13 protein-coding genes are annotated in these 17,813 nt (G+C 42.3%); 8 read left to right on the forward strand and 5 right to left on the reverse strand.

Features of this window, described 5'->3' with window-relative positions; all coding sequences use genetic code 11:
* A partial coding sequence (locus tag EAG18_RS18520) for a dicarboxylate/amino acid:cation symporter (RefSeq protein ID WP_148098526.1) occupies positions 1-1,051 on the reverse strand: 1,051 nt, incomplete at its 3' end.
* A gap of 171 nt (positions 1,052-1,222) precedes the next feature.
* On the opposite strand from EAG18_RS18520, the gene EAG18_RS18525 reads away from it, so the two are divergent.
* On the forward strand, positions 1,223-4,144 hold the full coding sequence (locus tag EAG18_RS18525) for a hypothetical protein (protein WP_125253847.1): 2,922 nt from the start codon (positions 1,223-1,225) through the stop codon (positions 4,142-4,144).
* Between the two features lie 250 nt (positions 4,145-4,394).
* Positions 4,395-7,040, forward strand: a complete 2,646-nt coding sequence (gene topA, locus EAG18_RS18530; protein ID WP_125253848.1) for a type I DNA topoisomerase — start codon at positions 4,395-4,397, stop codon at positions 7,038-7,040.
* Positions 7,041-7,103: 63 nt separating this feature from the next.
* On the opposite strand, the gene EAG18_RS18535 is transcribed toward topA, so the two are convergent.
* Positions 7,104-7,346 carry a hypothetical protein gene (locus EAG18_RS18535; protein WP_125253849.1) on the reverse strand — a complete coding sequence of 81 codons (243 nt, stop codon included), beginning with the start codon at positions 7,344-7,346 and terminating at the stop codon, positions 7,104-7,106.
* A 179-nt stretch (positions 7,347-7,525) separates the two neighbouring features.
* Between EAG18_RS18535 and EAG18_RS18540 the strand changes: the two genes are divergently transcribed.
* Positions 7,526-8,080 carry a TIGR00645 family protein gene (locus tag EAG18_RS18540; RefSeq protein ID WP_125253850.1) on the forward strand — a complete coding sequence of 185 codons (555 nt, stop codon included), beginning with the start codon at positions 7,526-7,528 and terminating at the stop codon, positions 8,078-8,080.
* Positions 8,081-8,083: 3 nt separating this feature from the next.
* On the opposite strand, the gene EAG18_RS18545 is transcribed toward EAG18_RS18540, so the two are convergent.
* Genes EAG18_RS18545 through EAG18_RS18555 form a run of 3 tightly spaced genes read right to left on the reverse strand, consistent with a single transcriptional unit; the run spans position 8,084 to position 10,538 of the window.
* The gene (locus tag EAG18_RS18545; RefSeq protein ID WP_125253851.1) at positions 8,084-9,337 is read right to left on the reverse strand and encodes a hypothetical protein; all 1,254 of its coding nucleotides are present in this window, start codon (positions 9,335-9,337) and stop codon (positions 8,084-8,086) included.
* A complete protein-coding gene (locus EAG18_RS18550; RefSeq protein WP_125253852.1) occupies positions 9,334-10,167 on the reverse strand; it encodes an ABC transporter ATP-binding protein in 834 nt (277 codons plus the stop codon). The genes EAG18_RS18545 and EAG18_RS18550 overlap by 4 nt, the downstream gene beginning before the upstream one ends.
* Positions 10,167-10,538 (reverse strand): GntR family transcriptional regulator, encoded by a 372-nt coding sequence (locus tag EAG18_RS18555; RefSeq protein WP_125253853.1) that lies wholly within the window; start codon positions 10,536-10,538, stop codon positions 10,167-10,169. The genes EAG18_RS18550 and EAG18_RS18555 overlap by 1 nt, the downstream gene beginning before the upstream one ends.
* A gap of 89 nt (positions 10,539-10,627) precedes the next feature.
* Here EAG18_RS18555 and EAG18_RS18560 point away from each other — a divergent pair, with 89 nt between their 5' ends.
* From EAG18_RS18560 to EAG18_RS18580, 5 genes are all read left to right on the forward strand, one after another.
* A complete protein-coding gene (locus EAG18_RS18560; protein ID WP_125253854.1) occupies positions 10,628-12,115 on the forward strand; it encodes an alpha/beta fold hydrolase in 1,488 nt (495 codons plus the stop codon).
* Positions 12,116-12,118: 3 nt separating this feature from the next.
* On the forward strand, positions 12,119-12,853 hold the full coding sequence (locus EAG18_RS18565; protein ID WP_125253855.1) for an ATP-binding cassette domain-containing protein: 735 nt from the start codon (positions 12,119-12,121) through the stop codon (positions 12,851-12,853).
* Positions 12,850-13,986, forward strand: coding sequence for an ABC transporter permease (locus tag EAG18_RS18570; protein ID WP_125253856.1), 1,137 nt, complete (start codon positions 12,850-12,852; stop codon positions 13,984-13,986). The genes EAG18_RS18565 and EAG18_RS18570 overlap by 4 nt, the downstream gene beginning before the upstream one ends.
* A 195-nt stretch (positions 13,987-14,181) precedes the next feature.
* Complete coding sequence (gene ttcA, locus EAG18_RS18575; protein WP_125253885.1) at positions 14,182-15,075, forward strand: tRNA 2-thiocytidine(32) synthetase TtcA; 894 nt, start codon at positions 14,182-14,184, stop codon at positions 15,073-15,075.
* A 567-nt stretch (positions 15,076-15,642) separates the two neighbouring features.
* Positions 15,643-17,796, forward strand: coding sequence for a TonB-dependent receptor (locus EAG18_RS18580; protein ID WP_125253857.1), 2,154 nt, complete (start codon positions 15,643-15,645; stop codon positions 17,794-17,796).
* Positions 17,797-17,813: the final 17 nt, after the last annotated feature.

A 17,813-nucleotide genomic window follows, 5' to 3' on the forward strand; every position in this document is an offset into this window, starting at 1 on the left:
GAATAACCATTAAGTAATCATTTATTGTAAGGTCAACGCCGAATACTTGGGCAATAAAGACAGTTGCTACCCCCTGCATAATCGCAGTACCATCCATATTGATAGTTGCACCAAGCGGTATAGTAAAAGAAGCAACCGAATTATGCGCACCTAACTTTTTAGTTGCGGTTTCTAATGTCACTGGCATAGTCGCGCTGGAACTCGAGGTGCTAAATGCAAACATGCAGGCATCTTTCATTTTTTTGAGGAAAACAACCGGGCTTAGCCCTGTAAGTAACTTAAACAAAATAGAGTAGTTAATAAACGCATGAATAAGCAGTGCCAAGACTACCACCATAAAGTATTTTCCAAGCTCAACAATTAAGCCCATATCGATGGTAGTAAATAACTTGGCCATCAAACAAAATACCCCGTATGGTGCAACGTTCATCAGTAAAGTGACAAGCTTTAGTACAATAGTGTTTAAATCTTCAAATACTGCGGCCAATCGAGCACCTGCATCTCCACTCAGTGCCATGGCAATACCAAACAACAGTGCGAACACAATGATTTGCAACATATTGCCGTTAGCCATCGCATCAATTGGGTTGGTTGGGAACATATTGATAATAACTTGAACTAAGGTTGGCGCTTGCTTTGCATCGAACGCGGCTGTGCTAGGTACTTCAACGTCTCCACCTGGAGCAAAAAACAGAGCCAGCGTTATCGCAACTGTAATTGCTATCGCAGTTGTGATCAGATAAAGACCGATAGATTTCCCACCTAATCGGCCTAACTTTTTCGGATCGCTTAGACTACACGTACCACACACTAATGAAATAAAAACTAAAGGAACAACAAGCATCTTTAAGCTTGCAATAAAGATTTGGCCACCGATATGAAACAAACCATCAACAAAAAAACCTTTAACAGGCAGGTCAAAAAGACCTAAAGGTATAAGTACTTCTTTGCTGTCGCCAAGTATGGTCTGGAGTATAAAGCCTAACGCTACGCCTAATACCATACCTATCATAATGCGCGCCGTTAGGCCCATTTTTTGATTTTCTGACATTGTCCTAACACTATGTATTTTAAAATCCGTAAAGCTTAACAGGCTTAGCGCAGATGAACAGCATTTAGCGATAGAAAATCGAGTTAATCTAATAAAAAATTGTGATTTTATCGCTAAAATTGGGTTACTATTGAGCAATAATAAAATTAACTTAGCTAGGGAGACAGGTAAATGCCCTTGATGCGCTATTTTGGCTTGCTGATAATCGCATTTTTACTGACTGCATGCGGCGGTGGCGGCAGCATTCAAAAAGATACTGACAATGGAAATGGTGATGGTAGTGACGGCACATACGCTATAACATTATCAGGTTCAGACAGCGACGGTAATACAGCAAATACACTTTCGTCCACTTCTCCTCTTATTATTACAGCAACATTAACAAAAGATGGCAGCGCGCTTGCCAACAGTCGCGTTGTTTTTGAAAGCGATGAGTTTGCAGTAATGGAACCTAGTTCAGGTTCAGTGTTAACTGATACAGAAGGGAAAGCTTCGGTTACTCTAAAGGTAACCAATGTGGTTGGAGCTGGTCGCATTACAGCGTCTTATGAACAAGGTAGTAACGCAGTATCAAAGACGTTCGATTTTACCTCTCAAGGTGGTGGTGATAACTCAGATAATACGGCCTCAGGTAAGCTTGAGGTGATGCTACTAAGCCAGTGTCCTGTGGGCTGGGATACAAATCGTGACCAAGCAATGATAGATCCAATTGCGGCGGGGTGTACGCGTGTTAATCAAGTGTCATCAAATGAAACTGCCGATATTTTTATCAAGCTCACCTCAAGTCAAACAAGTGATGCAATCGCTAATGCGCTAATTAGTGCTGAAACTACATTGGGTACCATTTTACCTGCAACTGGCACAGCGTTAACTGATAATTTTGGTATTGCTATCTTAAAGTTTCAACCAGGAAATCAAGGTGGAGCAGGGACGATAACCGTAAATTCACCAGACTATGTTGATGTTACCCAAGCAATTAACTTTAACGTCGGTGTTGCGCAGCTAAATGTGTCTATTGATAACGGCCTGGTTGATGGTAATGGCGTTCAACAACAGCTTTCAGCTGGTGGTAGTACCGTGATTACTGTGACGCTGAAAGACCAAAATGGTGCCTTAATTAATAGCGCATTTGAGGTGGCATTTAGCTCTCCTTGTTCATCTGCTACACCGGCTTTGGCCGAACTTGATGAAAGTGTGAACACGTCAAACGGTATTGCACGTTCCACTTACCGTGCTAAAGGCTGTCAAGGTGAAGACCGCATTTCAGTGACCATCCAAAACGGTAGTTCGCCAATTAACAAAGAAACCACGATTGAGATCGACAGTGCACTTGCACAAGCCGTACAGTTTTTGCCAGAAGAAGAAGGCTTCAACCAGTTTATTGCTTTACCTCCGGGCGAAGGGGGCTTGCCGACGCAGTCAGTCGTGAGCTTTAAGCTAGTCGATGAAGACAATCTTGCAATTCCCCGTGCTCGTGTTGATTTCAGGTTATCTGATGAGCAAGGCTTGGCCTCTCTCACGCAAATTACGGGTAATACCAATGCTAATGGTATTGTGAGAACGACGGTTAAGTCAGGTATCGTGCCGGGACCACTCGTTGTTAGTGCATGTTATATCCCAGAGGAATCTTACGTTAACTTGCCAGATGGTGACGCAATAACTTGCTGGACAGATATTGCAAAGGCATGTAATGATACAGATGCCACAAACGATGATGTTCGTTGTCCTACCGGCGTTATGCATACAATCCCACTAAGTGAACAGATTTTTGGTGTTTCTTCAGGCTTAATATTAAGCTCTGGTGTTACCGATCAAGATACATTTGATGCCTCTCCAACCACGTTTAATACCAACTCACTTAATTACAATGGGGTAACCACCAATATAAGGTTATTTTTTGGCGATCAATTCAACCAATTTAATGCTGATGGGGTCGCAGCAACCGTTATTGCAGAGGCTGGGGCAATAGGTAGCCTTGATTCTGATACTACTTATGACTGTCGAACCAACAATGCTTCTTGTTCTGTAGTTTGGCGTAGTCAAGGTGTCCGTCCTTTTACTGATCCGAAGTGGGGCAATCGGCTAAATAGTATTCCACCTCGTAAGGTTGGCGTAGTTCCTAACACTTCAGAAAATTGGAATTGTGATCCATACTTTGGCCAAGCTGCTCCTTGTATTGGTGGCATGAAGAGACAAAAAGATGCACCATTAGAAGGAACAGACCCGTTTGCTGACGACCGGATAGTTATGGGCGGTCGGGTGAGCGTGTTAGCTTTCGTTAAAGGTCAAGAGACTTATGTTGACAAACCGTCAAGCGATGGTGTTTCACGTCGAAATGGTCAATTTGATATTGGTGAGTTCCGCGAAGAATTTGACTTATCAGAAGCATTCCTTGATACCAATGAAAACTTCCGTTTTGATGAAGCGATATGTGACACGTCACCTAATACAGGACCTTGTTCACCAACGGGAACAAGTACCGGTGGACATGATGATATTTGGATCGACAACGATAATAACGGCTTTTTTAATCAGCCAGACGGTCGTTATAATGGCTTACTATGCTCACCAGAAGCTGAGGGTGATGCAAAGGGGCAGTGCTCAAGAGAGTTGGTAAATGTATATAGTCAGTTTGAACTTGTGATGTCTGGTGATGACGTATATACACGTTTCACTGTTGCAAAAGGCGATATAGGTGGAAGCTGCACTAGTTCTAGAGGATTGGTACTCGAAGTATCAGATGATAGTGAGCATTGTGATATAGAGTCAGTTGACTTTACTGTACAAAATGCTTGGCAATCGGTACCAATCACAATTTATTTTTCAGATATATTTGGTAACCCACTACCTGCTGGTACCGAAATTGAGGTATCAACGAATAACGGCGAATTAGCGTCAGGTACTGTCACCTCTGCGGTTGGAAATACTAACACCGATATCGCACAAAGTATTACTGTAACACTGGTGCAGGAAACAGAACCAAATAATAAAAGGGACGGGTTTTTAACGATTAAATTTACCTATCCTGCCCTTGGGGATTCATCTGAGCAAAAGTCGGAGTCTGTAGGTATATTTGTCAGAGACGCAGGTTAATTCTTCAAATGCCAACTTTCGGGTTGGCATTTTTCTTTCTATTCCTTTATATTCCCGTGCCTTAACCTTATATAAAAGAAAACGTCCCTAAATTGGCTGTTTATTGTACATAAATTGGATAATAATTCAGTGATCAGGGAAAAGTTCGTATATTTAGCTTGTAACAATAGGTGTTTGTAGATATACCTATAAGTAATTCAACGCCCAAGTAAGGGCAAACACAGACAGAATCGGTCAAAAATAGGCAGCTATGGGCAAATCGCTAGTAATTGTAGAGTCTCCCGCGAAGGCAAAAACAATCAATAAATACCTCGGCAAGGACTACATTGTTAAATCCAGTGTGGGTCATGTTCGAGATCTTCCTACTTCAGGCGCAGGCAAAACAAAAGGTTTGGCAACTAAGTCGCCAGCTGAAGTACGCAAAATGTCACCTGAAGAAAAAGCGCAATACAAAAAGCAAAAAGACTATGCAAATTTGGTTGCGAGGATGGGGATTGACCCTGAAAAGGGTTGGGAACCGCATTACGAAATTTTGCCTGGTAAAGAAAAGGTAGTTCAAGAGCTACAAAAACTTGCTGAAGATGCAGACCACATCTATCTGGCGACGGATTTGGATAGAGAAGGGGAAGCGATTGCTTGGCACCTTGAGCAAATCATTGGCGGTGATGAAAGTAAATACAAGCGCGTGGTATTTAATGAGATCACCAAGAATGCGATAAAGCAAGCTTTTGAAGATCCAGGTGAGCTAAATACTGACATGGTATATGCACAACAGGCAAGACGATTCCTTGACCGTGTTGTGGGCTTTATGGTTTCGCCATTGCTTTGGCAAAAGGTTGCCAGAGGGCTGTCTGCTGGTCGAGTGCAATCAGTTGCAGTAAGATTACTTGTTGAACGAGAGCGTGAGATAAAAGCATTTATTCCAGAAGAGTTTTGGGATATTCACGCAGATGTTAAAGCAACAAAAGATGATATTCGCCTTGCGGTTACTAAGTTTAAAGGCGAAGCATTTAAACCAGTAAATAAAACTCAGGCTGATACTGCTGTACAAGTGCTCGAAAACAGTGCTTACGAAGTCGTCAAAGTTGAAGAAAAGCCAAGCAAGAGTAAGCCGAGTGCGCCATTTATTACCTCGACAATGCAGCAAGCGGCAAGTACTCGCTTAGGTTATGGGGTTAAGAAGACCATGATGCTAGCCCAGCGTCTCTATGAAGCTGGTTACATTACCTATATGCGTACCGACTCGACAAATCTATCCAATGACGCGCTTGAAATGTGTCGCGGCTATATCGAAAACGAGTTTGGTAATAAATATTTACCGGACGCGCCACTGCGCTACTCGGCGAAAGGAAATGCACAAGAAGCACACGAAGCCATTCGTCCTTCAGATGTAAACGTGTTGTCTGGCCACCTTGATGGCGTGGAAGCGGACGCTAAAAAACTGTATGAGCTGATTTGGCGTCAATTTGTGGCCTGCCAGATGACCCCAGCTGAGTATGATCTAACGACGCTTACCGTGGCGGCAGAAGACTACACCTTGAAGGCTAAAGGCCGCGTACTTAGATTTGATGGTTGGACCCGTGTACAACCTTCAGTTCGTAAGAAAAATGAAGAAGATCAAGCGCTACCAAGTGTAAGTGTGGGTGATAAACTCAACTTGATTGCATTAGACCCGAAACAGCACTTTACAAAGCCACCAGCGCGATATAGTGAAGCAAGTTTGGTTAAAGAGCTAGAAAAGCGAGGTATTGGCCGACCTTCCACCTATGCTGCTATTATCTCGACCATTCAAGATAGAGGCTATGTACGTGTAGAGAATCGACGTTTTTATGCCGAGAAAATGGGTGAAATTGTTACCGATCGCTTGGTGGAAAACTTCAACGACTTGATGAACTTTGATTTCACTGCGAAGATGGAAGGTCGACTGGATGATATTGCAGAAGGTGAGCGGGTTTGGACGCAGGTACTAGACAAGTTCTATGCTGATTTTTCTCATCAGTTAGAAATTGCTGCCGGTGATGAAAATGAAGGCGGAATGCGACAAAATGTCATGGTAGAAACAGACATTGACTGCCCAACTTGTTCAAGAAAAATGGGGATCCGTACAGCTTCAACCGGTGTTTTCTTGGGTTGTACTGGTTATAATTTGCCCCCCAAAGAACGTTGTACTACAACAATTAACCTTGTATCAGGTGATGAAGCTGTTGCAGCAGATGCTGACGAAGAAGCCGAAGCTGAGTCACTTCGTCATATGAAACGTTGCCCTATTTGTGAAACAGCAATGGACTCGTACCTCATTGATGAAACCAAAAAGCTTCATGTATGTGGTAATAATCCGGCATGTAAGGGTTATGTGATTGAAACTGGTTCATTCAAAATCAAAGGCTATGATGGCCCGGTTATTGAGTGTGACAAGTGTGGCGCGGATATGCAGCTTAAATCTGGGCGATTTGGCAAATATTTTGGCTGTACTAACGAGTCGTGCAAAAATACGCGAAAATTATTGAAAAATGGAGAGGCTGCGCCACCTAAGGAAGATCCAGTTCCATTACCTGAATTAGAGTGTGAAAAATCAGACGCGCATTTCGTGCTACGTGATGGCGCATCTGGTATTTTCTTAGCAGCGCATACGTTCCCTAAATCGCGAGAAACAAGGGCACCAAAAGTTGCAGAGCTTAAACGCTTTAGAGATAGAATTTCGCCAAAATTTTATTATTTGGCTGACGCACCAGAGCAAGACTCAGATGGAAACTTGGCAATTGTGCGTTACTCAAGAAAAACCAAGACTCAATATGTAATGACCGAAGTAGACGGTAAGGCTACTGGCTGGAAGGCAACTTACAGCAATGGTAAATGGGTTGAGGAAGAAAAGGCGACACGTAAGAAAAAAGCCTAACCGCTTTTAAGAACATAAGGCTGCTCAATCTCTTGAGCAGCCTCTTACCTGCATATGTTACTACTATTTGATTTCTACATCTTTGACTTTTTGATATCCAGTCGCTTGTAATTCATCGTTAACACAGCTTAGTACATACCTTTTTAGTTCGGAGGCTTGTACCTCATCATCTTTTGCCCAATCAAGGCACGTTTCAGTTAGCTCTTGAACCAAGTCTGCGGGTGCAACTGGTAACTCATCGTTTGCCTTTACCAAAGTAGAAGCAAATAAAGACAGAGCGATTAATGATGAAGTTAAGGTTTTCATTCGTTTTACCTGTTAATTGAAAGAACAAGTACGTTTTAAAGCAAAAATTAAAATAAAGAAAACGAATTAATTTTCTCTTAAAGAGCAAAAAATTGATTTAAGTTATGAACAATAAAACGTGAGAATTAGGATTCGTAATGCTACATTTAGCAGTTAAATGTAATCTTTAGAACAAGGTAATGAGTAATAATATGGAACAAGATGTTAGGTCTAAAAGTGAGCAGCCTAATCGCTACGAGCACCTTTTAGAGCGAACTCTTTTTAAGGGTAGATGGCTTCTAGCTCCTTTTTTTGTTGGTTTGCTATTAGCGATAGTACTACTGCTATTAAAGTTCTTTAAGCAGCTCTATGTCATGACTATCACCGCGCTTAGCGCGACAAATCAAGAGCTTTTAATTGGTATTTTGACACTGGTTGATACTGCTCTTTTGGCAGGGCTATTAATCATCATTATTTTTAGTGGGTATGAAAATTTTGTTTCGAAGTTAAATGTTGAACCGCAAGAAGATAAGCCTACCTGGATGGGAAAGGTTGGGTTTTCTGGCCTCAAAATCAAGCTTATTAGTGCCATTGTGGCTATCTCAGCCGTAGAACTATTAAAAGTATTTATTCACTCTCACGAGTTAACCAGCGAACAACTCGCATGGAAAGTTGGGATCCATATCACTTTTGTTATTTCTGGGGTGTTATTCTCTGTGACAGACTTTATAAACAGTCGGACGCATTCCCACTAAGCGTTACTCAACCTTCTTACTCGCATATAAAAGTAGCAAGCTGATAGCTATACAGTAGCCAAACATCACAAGTACGCTACTGATAGCTTGATGATGCTCTAAAAGGTAAGCTTTTAGAGCACTGTCTAAAACCAGAGCGAACATGCAGGAGAGTGAGAGTGAAATAGTATTGTTAACAATACTGCCAAGGGCAATACATAGCATAAAACTGGATACTGAGCCTGCAAAAATGAGAATATAAACGGAATAAGGTTGTGGTGCAGACAAGCTGTCGCAAACAACTATGATAATAAGTTGATATAGTGCCAGGCATAGAGCCAGTTTGCATGCGGCAATGTGATATGCCCGTTTAATGGAAGTCAGGCTCGAGTAGATAGGAAGCAAATAAAGTTGATCCCAGCTCATCCTAGTTTGTAACTTTGACCAACACACGAAAATCGCAACCATAATTGTCAGCACATCCATAAACATCATCAAAAACTGAGAGTTGGCATCAAAAAACACGGCGGCAATTATTGCAAGGAGACCTGCTAACACAAAAAGTTGGCAGGTTTGTAGCAGCAAGTTTCCAGAAAAATAACTCATAGGCATCAAAAAATGCCGAAACTTCTGTGTCAACCAAGCTGGCGTGAAAGTATGAACAGGTAGTAACCCCGTTTGAATATTATTAAGGTAGGTTTGATAGGCCTCTGGGTGCCAGTGGCAGTTTTTTTGCCTTGTAAAAATGAAGTATAAAGCAATGAGGCTCGGTGGGATCGCTAACGCGGCTAATGTAGTTGGTTGGTGACCAAAAAACATAGCAGCCATTAAAAGCAGCATAAAGAAGTAACTATTGTGCTTAAAGTGGCGACTGCTTCTTTGCGTGAGCAAAAAGAAGTAGCCGCAGTATGCGCTGGCAAATAGCATGCTACAGATAACCTCAAGCACCGGTTGGTTTATCATAGCTAGCGCATTGAACGCGTAGCCAAGTAATAAAATAAGTCCACCTTGCTTGTAAACATGATGCTTGAGCGCTGGGAATAACATTGCTCCTTCTTGCGCCTGAAGTTTTACAACTTGCCAGCAGAACGCCATCCATAAAGCACTAAGTGAGAAAACTAAAGCAAAACTTTGAAGATGTTGATCTGCTATCATGAACGCAAAAGGAGACACTAATGCGCCTAATACCCCAGGAATGAAAAAGTTGGCTGAGCCACATTCTTTCATCCACAGTCCAGAGAATCCTGACCAGTAATTTGCCTTGCCGATGAATCTCATTGATGTAGCTCCACAAAAAGCTGCTCAAGATTTGTGATGTTATGTTCTGGTTTTTTGGATCTTAAGTTACAGGAGCTTGCTTGATATACGGTAGAACGCTGAGACTGATGAAGTATTGTGGCTCCGGGTAAAGGGTCGCTGGCGCTATTTGGAACAATTTTGATCTGTTCTTTTAAGCTGTCGAGCTCTCCCGAAACGAGTACCTCTCCGTCTTTGATGATTGCAATATGGCTCGCGATACGTTCGACATCTGAGGTGATATGGGAAGAGAAAAGCACCCCTGAACCTGCGTCCAATGCCAACTCAAACAAATCACTCATAAAAGCTCGGCGTGCAATGGGGTCTAAGCTGGAAACGGGTTCATCCAAAATCAGTAACTGTGGACGGTATGACATAGCCATGATAAGCGCTAAGCTTTGTTGCTGCCCACCAGAAAGGTTACTAACTAGCGCGTTGCCATCAAGCTCAAGTCGCGATAGCCATGTTTGCTCTAGCGTACTGTCCCAGTTAGGGTAAAAGCTTCTGTGTAGTGCCAGTGCATCATTGACTTTAAATCCTTGATAGCCACACGGTTGTTGGGGTACATATCCGATTCTTTGCTTGCACGAAGGACTAAGCTGTCGATTGTCACTGTCTAAACATCTTACGACCCCTGTGTTTTGTGAGATCAGCCCAAGGGCGATACGTAGTAATGTGGTTTTACCCGCACCATTTCGCCCCAATAACCCCATCACCATACCCGGCTCAATAATAAGGTTGATATTGTTTAAAACAGCTTTGCCTGCAAACTGCTTATTTACTCGCTCAAATTCTAGTAGTGGGCTTGTCATTATTCTTGTTCCCAGTTTTTATCTATCAATGATAACAACTCTGTTTTACTTATCCCCAGCTGTTTAGCGTCAGTGATTAAAATACTTAAATTTTTTTGCAGAAGGTTGTCAGTTTGTTGCATGGCTAGTTGCTTTGCTACTCGGGTTGGCTGACCGCGTCTGCGCTCAAGCCAACCTTGATCTACTAGTTGCCCAATTGCACGAGATACTGTCATGGGGTTGACTGCAAAGTACTCTGCAAGTTTTCTCACCGAAGGCAATTCGTCTCCGGGATGTGCTTTACCTGACACAATTAACCGCACTATTTGATCAAATAGCTGTTTGTATATTGGCTCTGCGCTGTTGGGGTTGACATGAATAAGATCTAGCATTACTCTGATTCTACTGTATTAATACAATAATACACTGATACACTCATTTAAAGTTAGCATACTGGTGATGAGTCAACAAGGAATTAACTATGAAAAAGCCATTTAACATTAAGAAAAACTTAGTAAAGTTGGCGGCAGTACCCCTACTTATTAGTGCTGCGTTGCCACTTCGTGCAGCGACATCAGCAGTTGAATTAGCGCCTTGCTACGCTAAACACCTGAGTGATAGAGTGCAGTGTGGTAAATTGTCGCAACCATTAAGTGATGAAAAACAAGATCAAAAAATTGATATTCACTTTATGGTTATTCCTGCTATCAAGCCCTTATATCCGCAAGAAGCAATACTCGCGTTTGCAGGCGGTCCTGGGCAGTCGGCGACGAGCATCGCAGCGAACTTTGAGCGCATTTTAAAATATGCCAGAGAGAATAGAGACATCATCCTTGTTGACCAAAGAGGAACTGGAAAGTCTAATCTTTTACAGTGTGGGCTTGATGATCTCGCAAGCCAGTTTGCTGCGGATGATACTTTATTAGGTTTAGACTTTTACAAAGAAGACACTATTGAGTGTAAAGAAAAACTAGCGACAGACTTGTCTGATTACACCACACCCGCTGCGGCCAAAGACTTCGACGCGGTAAGAAAAGCGCTTGGCTATAGTAAGCTGCATTTATACGGTGGCTCTTATGGCACTCGTATTGCACTTGAGTATATGAGACAGTTCCCTGATAGCGTGGCGTCAGCAGTATTAGACGGTCTTGCACCAAGTAACCAAAGCTTATTAGCGATTGGCGGGGCGATTGAAGACTCGTTGAATGCGTTGTTTAAACAATGCCAGTCGGATAAAAAATGCTCCCAAGCTTACCCTAATTTAGCCCAGCGTTGGCAATCATTGCTTACTCAAGTTGAGCAAACTCCACTTAAAGTATCCGTTTTGCATCCAAGGACAAGTCAGCCATTAGATATGACAATGACCAAGTCTAAGCTGTATGGCGCAATCAGGATAGCTCTTTATGCTCATCCTTCAAGAGTATTGATCCCACTTGCTATTAGTGAAGCAAGTAAAGGTAACGTATTACCTTTAGTGGGTATGATGGCGCCGAATGAGGACGGTATGGATCTTGCCCTTGGTATGCATCAGGCCATTGTATGTGGTGAAGATTGGGCAAGGTTATCAGGTGCCGATAAAGAGAAGTACAGCAAGAATTATATTGGTAAGACAATGGTTGAAGGTCTCGATATTACCTGCCCAATATGGGATGTTAAACCGGTTTCTGATAGCTACTATGATCCTGTAGAGTCTGATATACCAACGCTTTTGCTATCTGGTGGTTTAGACCCAGCTACGCCAGCAAAGTGGGCTGAAGTGGCGATGGAAAAACTGACTAATGCAACCCATTTAGTGGCACCGACAGCAACCCATATTGTTGCGAGTCAAAGCTGTGCAAATAAACTTATTGCTAAGTTTTATGATGAAAAAGCAGTCGGAGATTTTGATACTAGTTGCCTTCAAGAAGATACACGTAAGCAATTCTTTATGAATATTAATGGCCCAGCCAGCATTGCTGATAAGGAGTAAGTCATGATCCAAGTAGATAACTTATATAAAAAAATTGGTGAAGTGAACGCGTTAGATGGGCTTTCATTCACTGCCAGTGATGGCCAAATTACGGGGTTACTAGGCCCGAATGGTGCTGGTAAAACAACATGTTTGCGCACTGTGTTTGGTTTGCTTCAGGCTGATAAAGGTCATGCCACGATAGATAATATTGATGTTGCTAAAGAGCCAACAAAAGCGAAACAGCAACTAGGCTTATTTCCCGATCCATGTGGGCTCTATGAGCGAATGACCCCACGTGAATACACTCAGTTTTATGCACAGTTGAGTGGTATGGAACCAAAGGCAGCCGCAGATGCCACACAAACGGTACTTGAGAAGTTACAGATGCTTGATATCGCTGATAGGCGTTGTAAAGGGTTTTCTCAAGGTCAGAGAATGAAAACAGCGCTAGCACAAGCGATTGTACATAAACCAACAAATATTGTTCTGGATGAGCCGACTCGAGGGCTGGATGTCATGAGTACCAGAGTGCTACGTGATCTGCTGTTGATGTTAAAAGCACAAGGTCACTGTGTGTTGTTTTCAAGCCACGTAATGCAAGAAGTCGCTGCACTTTGCGATCATGTGGTCGTGATGGCCAAAGGTAAAGTGGTCGCACAAGGCTCCCCGCAATCACTTTGTGAGCAAACAGGTAAAACCTCCTTGGAAGAAGCATTTATCACCTTAATTGGTACAGATGAAGGAATTGCGGCATGATGAAGTTGATTTCAATATTGTTTAAAAAAGAAGTGCTAGATGCAAGTCGAGATAAGCGCTCAGTAATGGCCGGACTTTACTACTGTATTGGTGCGCCTATCTTAATGTGTGTACTGTTTACTGTGATGTTTAAACAAATGGCATCACCAGAGGCATTAAAAATCACGATAAAAAATGCACATAATGCACCAAATCTCGTGCAGTTCCTTGCAAGTAAAGAAATTGAACATGGAGAGGGAGAGGAAGTTAAAGCGATTACTTTGGAGATCAGTGACGATTATCAGGTCAATATGACGCAAGGAAAGAGCGCCACGGTATTTATTATTGCGGATAAATCAGAGCAAAAACTACGTGCTTCAATTAATCGTTTGGAACGTAATTTGATGCTATACAACAGCGAAGTTGCTTCACTACGTCTGGTGGCCCGTGGTATTGACCCAACCATTGCCCGCGCGATCGACGTGCAAACACATGATCAAGCAACGCCTACTTCTAAAGGCGGGTTTGTGCTTGGGATTGCCACGCTATCTATTATTATTTCGCTTTTCTACGCTGCGATGGGGATGGCCATTGACAGTAGTGCAGGGGAGAGAGAGCGCAACTCTTTACAACTGTTATTGAGTCACCCAATAAGCACAACACATATTGTACTAGCTAAAGTAGGCGCAATTGCAGGTTTCTCGATCATTGCATTAATTTTAACCACTGTAGTCTCCAAGTTTGCATACAACATGGTACCGTGGGAAATGATGGGCTTTACCGTTATTATTGATTTTACGTTTATTGTTACAGCGATTTTAATTGGCTTACCAATAGCACTAATGTCTGCCAGTTTGCTTATCTTTATCTCTTTTCTTGCCAAGTCTTTTAAAGAAGCACAATCTTATGTCGCAATGGCGTTGTTTATTCCAGTAATGATGAGTATGGCGACAACGTATGATATCGCCACGGATATTATGCAGTGGATGCCTATCGCGGCTCAGCAAAATGCCATGATAGAGATCATCAAAGGTAATGCTATCCCTGTACCGCAGTTATTACTCTCTAGTGCGGTAACTTTGGGGCTATTTGCTATCTTTACCTACTTAAGTAGCCGCATGCTGAAAAGTGAAAAAGTGGTGTTCGGATTATAATATCAATGAATTAGTTCGCTTGAGATCTACACCCTAAGATAAATGAAAATGGCGCTCCATGTAAGCGCCATTTTTTGTATTTAACCTCACTGTAAATTCACGTATAATCAGCGCCCCATAATTGATGTAGTAATGTAGCAAAGCTTGAAAGCTTTACTACAGACTTGAGTAAGTATGAGTACGGCACCTAACACCATGATAGAGCAAGATAATCGTAAAGAAGTTTTAGAGTTCAATAAGCTGCAAAAGCGTTTGCGCCGCAATGTCGGTAATGCCATTAAAGATTATAATATGATCGAAGAAGGTGACGTCGTAATGGCTTGCATCAGTGGTGGTAAAGACTCATTTGCAATGCTGGATATTTTGCTAAATCTAAAAAAAGCAGCGCCGATCCATTTTGATGTTGTAGCGGTAAACCTAGATCAAAAGCAGCCCGGTTTCCCTGAGCATATTTTGCCTGAGTACTTTGAAAGCTTAGATATTCCATACTACATCATAGATAAAGATACCTATTCAGTGGTTAAAGAAAAAGTACCTGAGGGTAAGACTACCTGTGGGCTCTGCTCTCGTTTACGCCGTGGTACTTTATATTCTTTCGCCGAGAAAATTGGCGCGACGAAAATAGCGTTAGGTCACCACTTAGACGATATTGTTGAGACACTGTTCCTAAATATGTTCTATGGCGCGAGAATGAAGGCGATGCCACCAAAGCTGCGTTCAGATGATGGTCGCAATGTGGTGATCCGCCCACTAACTTATGCTCGCGAAAAAGATCTGCTTCAGTATGCCGAGCATAAAGACTTTCCAATCATTCCATGTAACCTATGTGGCTCACAAGAAAACTTACAAAGGCAGAATATCAAGTCTATGTTGGTGGAATGGGACAAGAAAACCCCAGGCCGTGTGGAGAATATTTTTAAATCTATTCAAAACGTTAGCCCAAGTCAGTTGGCAGATACAGAGTTATTCGATTTTGAAAGTTTGCCTCTTGATAGAAATGGTGAACGAGAAGCGTATGACTTTAATGAGGCTGTAGTTTCGTCAACAAATATAGATGAGTCACTCTTTATTGATGTGACAAATATTTAATACCTATTAGCATTAATATTTGCTCAATTTGAAGGCGTAAATTTGACGCTAACTGCGTTAAGATTTTCTTATTTAGAACAACTAAATAGCAAAATTTTTTCCGAGTTATCGACAAGATTCTCTCACCTCACAATAGACCACTTAATTACGACAATTGGGATAACTTCTCATTGCGCTAGGTGCCTTTACCTAGCGCTGTATTTAGCTTCCTTTTAAAGTGGCTTTATCAGTCCGCCTTTTTGCTCAAATCTCCAATCAATCAACCCCATTTTGACTTTATTACTGAACAGTATTGCTGAACAGTTTGCGCTGCCCGATAGAAGGTTCATGTTTAACAAAACGGGCATGGATGCTTCCTTCATCCTCGGGTTAATGGGTATTACATGCGTTCGAGGCTGAGGTCGGAGCGGGGAACTCTATCAGTGCTTAATTAAAAGTTTATCATCAGGAGCAATCTAATACTAACTGTGTTGGAAATTGCAATTATTTTCTATTTGTTATTTTAAATGCAACTAATAATTGTTACTATTTGTGTGCTGTTTTTATAATTATCTTGTGTGACCCCTAATGAACAAAATATCTAAGCTTTCCCTTATTGTCTTAGCGATAATGTATCCCTCGCTGCAAGTGTCAGCAAAGCAACAAAATGCTCAAGAAGAAATGACAGAGCAAGAGATTGAAACGATCACGGTGGTGAGCCGAACATTGAATCTATATCGTAATGGTGAGTCCACTACGGCAAAGCTTGCGGTTGACCCATTAAATTCAACTCAGATGATTACCTCGCTGAATGCGAATTTGATCCATGACTTAGGTGCAAGAGACGCTAAGGACTTATACCGCAATATTGCAGGTGTTAGTCAATTCAGTTATGCCGGAGTCACAGCACGTGGTTTTCGTCAGGAAGAAATTTACTTTGACGGCTTAAGAGGAGACCCATACGTTGGTTTTAACGTACCGCAACTTTTTAATGTTGAACGTGTCGACTTTTTAAAAGGACCATCAGGTATGCTCTACGGACCTGGTGCACCAGGGGGGCTATTTAACTACATTACAAAAAAGCCACAAACAGAATTTAGTGCAAATACACGTATCATCTTTGGTACAGACAACCGTTTTGGCGGCTCTGCAGAAGTCACCTCTGAAGTTGCTGAAGCACAAAGCATTCGACTCGGCGCGTTTTATGAACAACAAGATACCTATCGTGATAACAGCGCCAGTGAAGTCGCAATAATTGATGCAGGCTATGCCTATGACTTTGATGATGCACGTCTGGTACTGCAATATACACACTACAAACAAGATCTTGATGCTAACCGACTTCGCGGTGTGCCAGCAGATGATAGTGGCGAGTTTTTGACCTACCCCCAATGGAATCATAATGAACCATCCGACTTTTTAGATCTGACATCGGATGTACTACAAGCGAGTTTAGTTGGTGAGCTAACTTCATCTCTAAATTACGACGTAGCACTGCGCTATATTGATAATGAGCAATCACAGAACTATCATGAGCCAAGGGCGTTAATAGACAGTGACGGTAATGGGAAGATTGACCTAGTAGCGCGTGAGTTTCGCGATCAATTAAGAGCGCAATCCCAACTGTCGTTTGCTGCAAACTTTGTCTATGAGAGCCAAGCATTCAGTGCCGAACAGCGTACAGCATTTGGTATTGACATCTATTCAGGTGAAGAAGATGCCTTGTTAGGTCGTGCCTCTGCTTCAAATGACTTTATTTTCCGCTATCTAAATGGCACCTCTCTAAACTCTGATATTTTGCCACTGTCTTTGCATAAGCCACGTTATGGAGAAACAGACCCGAGCCAATACAATGTCAAATTTGCGCCACAGCGCACTACAAAGCAAAAGTGTAACGGTGCTTACGTTTTAAATGAACTAGCTTGGGATAAATTTACTCTAGTTAGCGGTATGCGTTTCGATAAGTTTGAGGACGATGCGAACGGCACTAAATTTGACGATAGCAACATCAGCTTTAGAGTGGGTGGTATTTATAAGCTATCTAACGACGTGTCGATATACTCACAATGGGCTGATTCTTATGAGCCTCAGGGCGTTTCGAGTCAGGATTTGCAAGCTGGTGGACCGTTCGACCCGACAACTGGCGACATCATTGAAGTTGGTGTTAATGCTGAGCTATTCAGCGGCAGTACGTTGTTGAAGGTGGCGGGTTACGAAATAAAGAGGCAAAACCTGCTGCAAAGTACAGGGGTCGACCCAGAACAAGATGGAGTTGATAATCTAGCTGCAATTGGTGAAATAACCAGTAAAGGTGTGGAGGTTGAACTTATCACTGACGTGACACCAGATTGGGTGGTGAGTTTTGCCTATGCTTATAATGATGCCAAAATCACGGCTGATAATGGCTCTGGTGGGATCCGCAATAGTGTCGGTGATAGATTTGCCAATGCGCCAGAAAATCAATTGGGCATTTGGACAAGATACCAGATCCCACAATGGAACTTAGCATTTGCTGTCGGTGGGAATTATGTCGATGAGCAATTGAGCCTATCGGGGCAAACGCTTAATTCATACTTTGTTGCTGATACTTCAATCATTTGGGAAGTAGACAACTACAGCGTGTTATTTAGAGTTGAAAACGTCTTTGACAAAGAATATGCCGAGTCTGGTTTCTTAGCACGTACCGGGCATTTCCCGGGCGACCCTAGAAATGCGTTTCTTGAGTTCACCTATAATTGGTAGTTTATCGTTGTCATCAG

This window comes from Pseudoalteromonas sp. J010 (assembly GCF_003934235.1).
Taxonomy (GTDB): Bacteria; Pseudomonadota; Gammaproteobacteria; order Enterobacterales; family Alteromonadaceae; genus Pseudoalteromonas; species Pseudoalteromonas peptidolytica.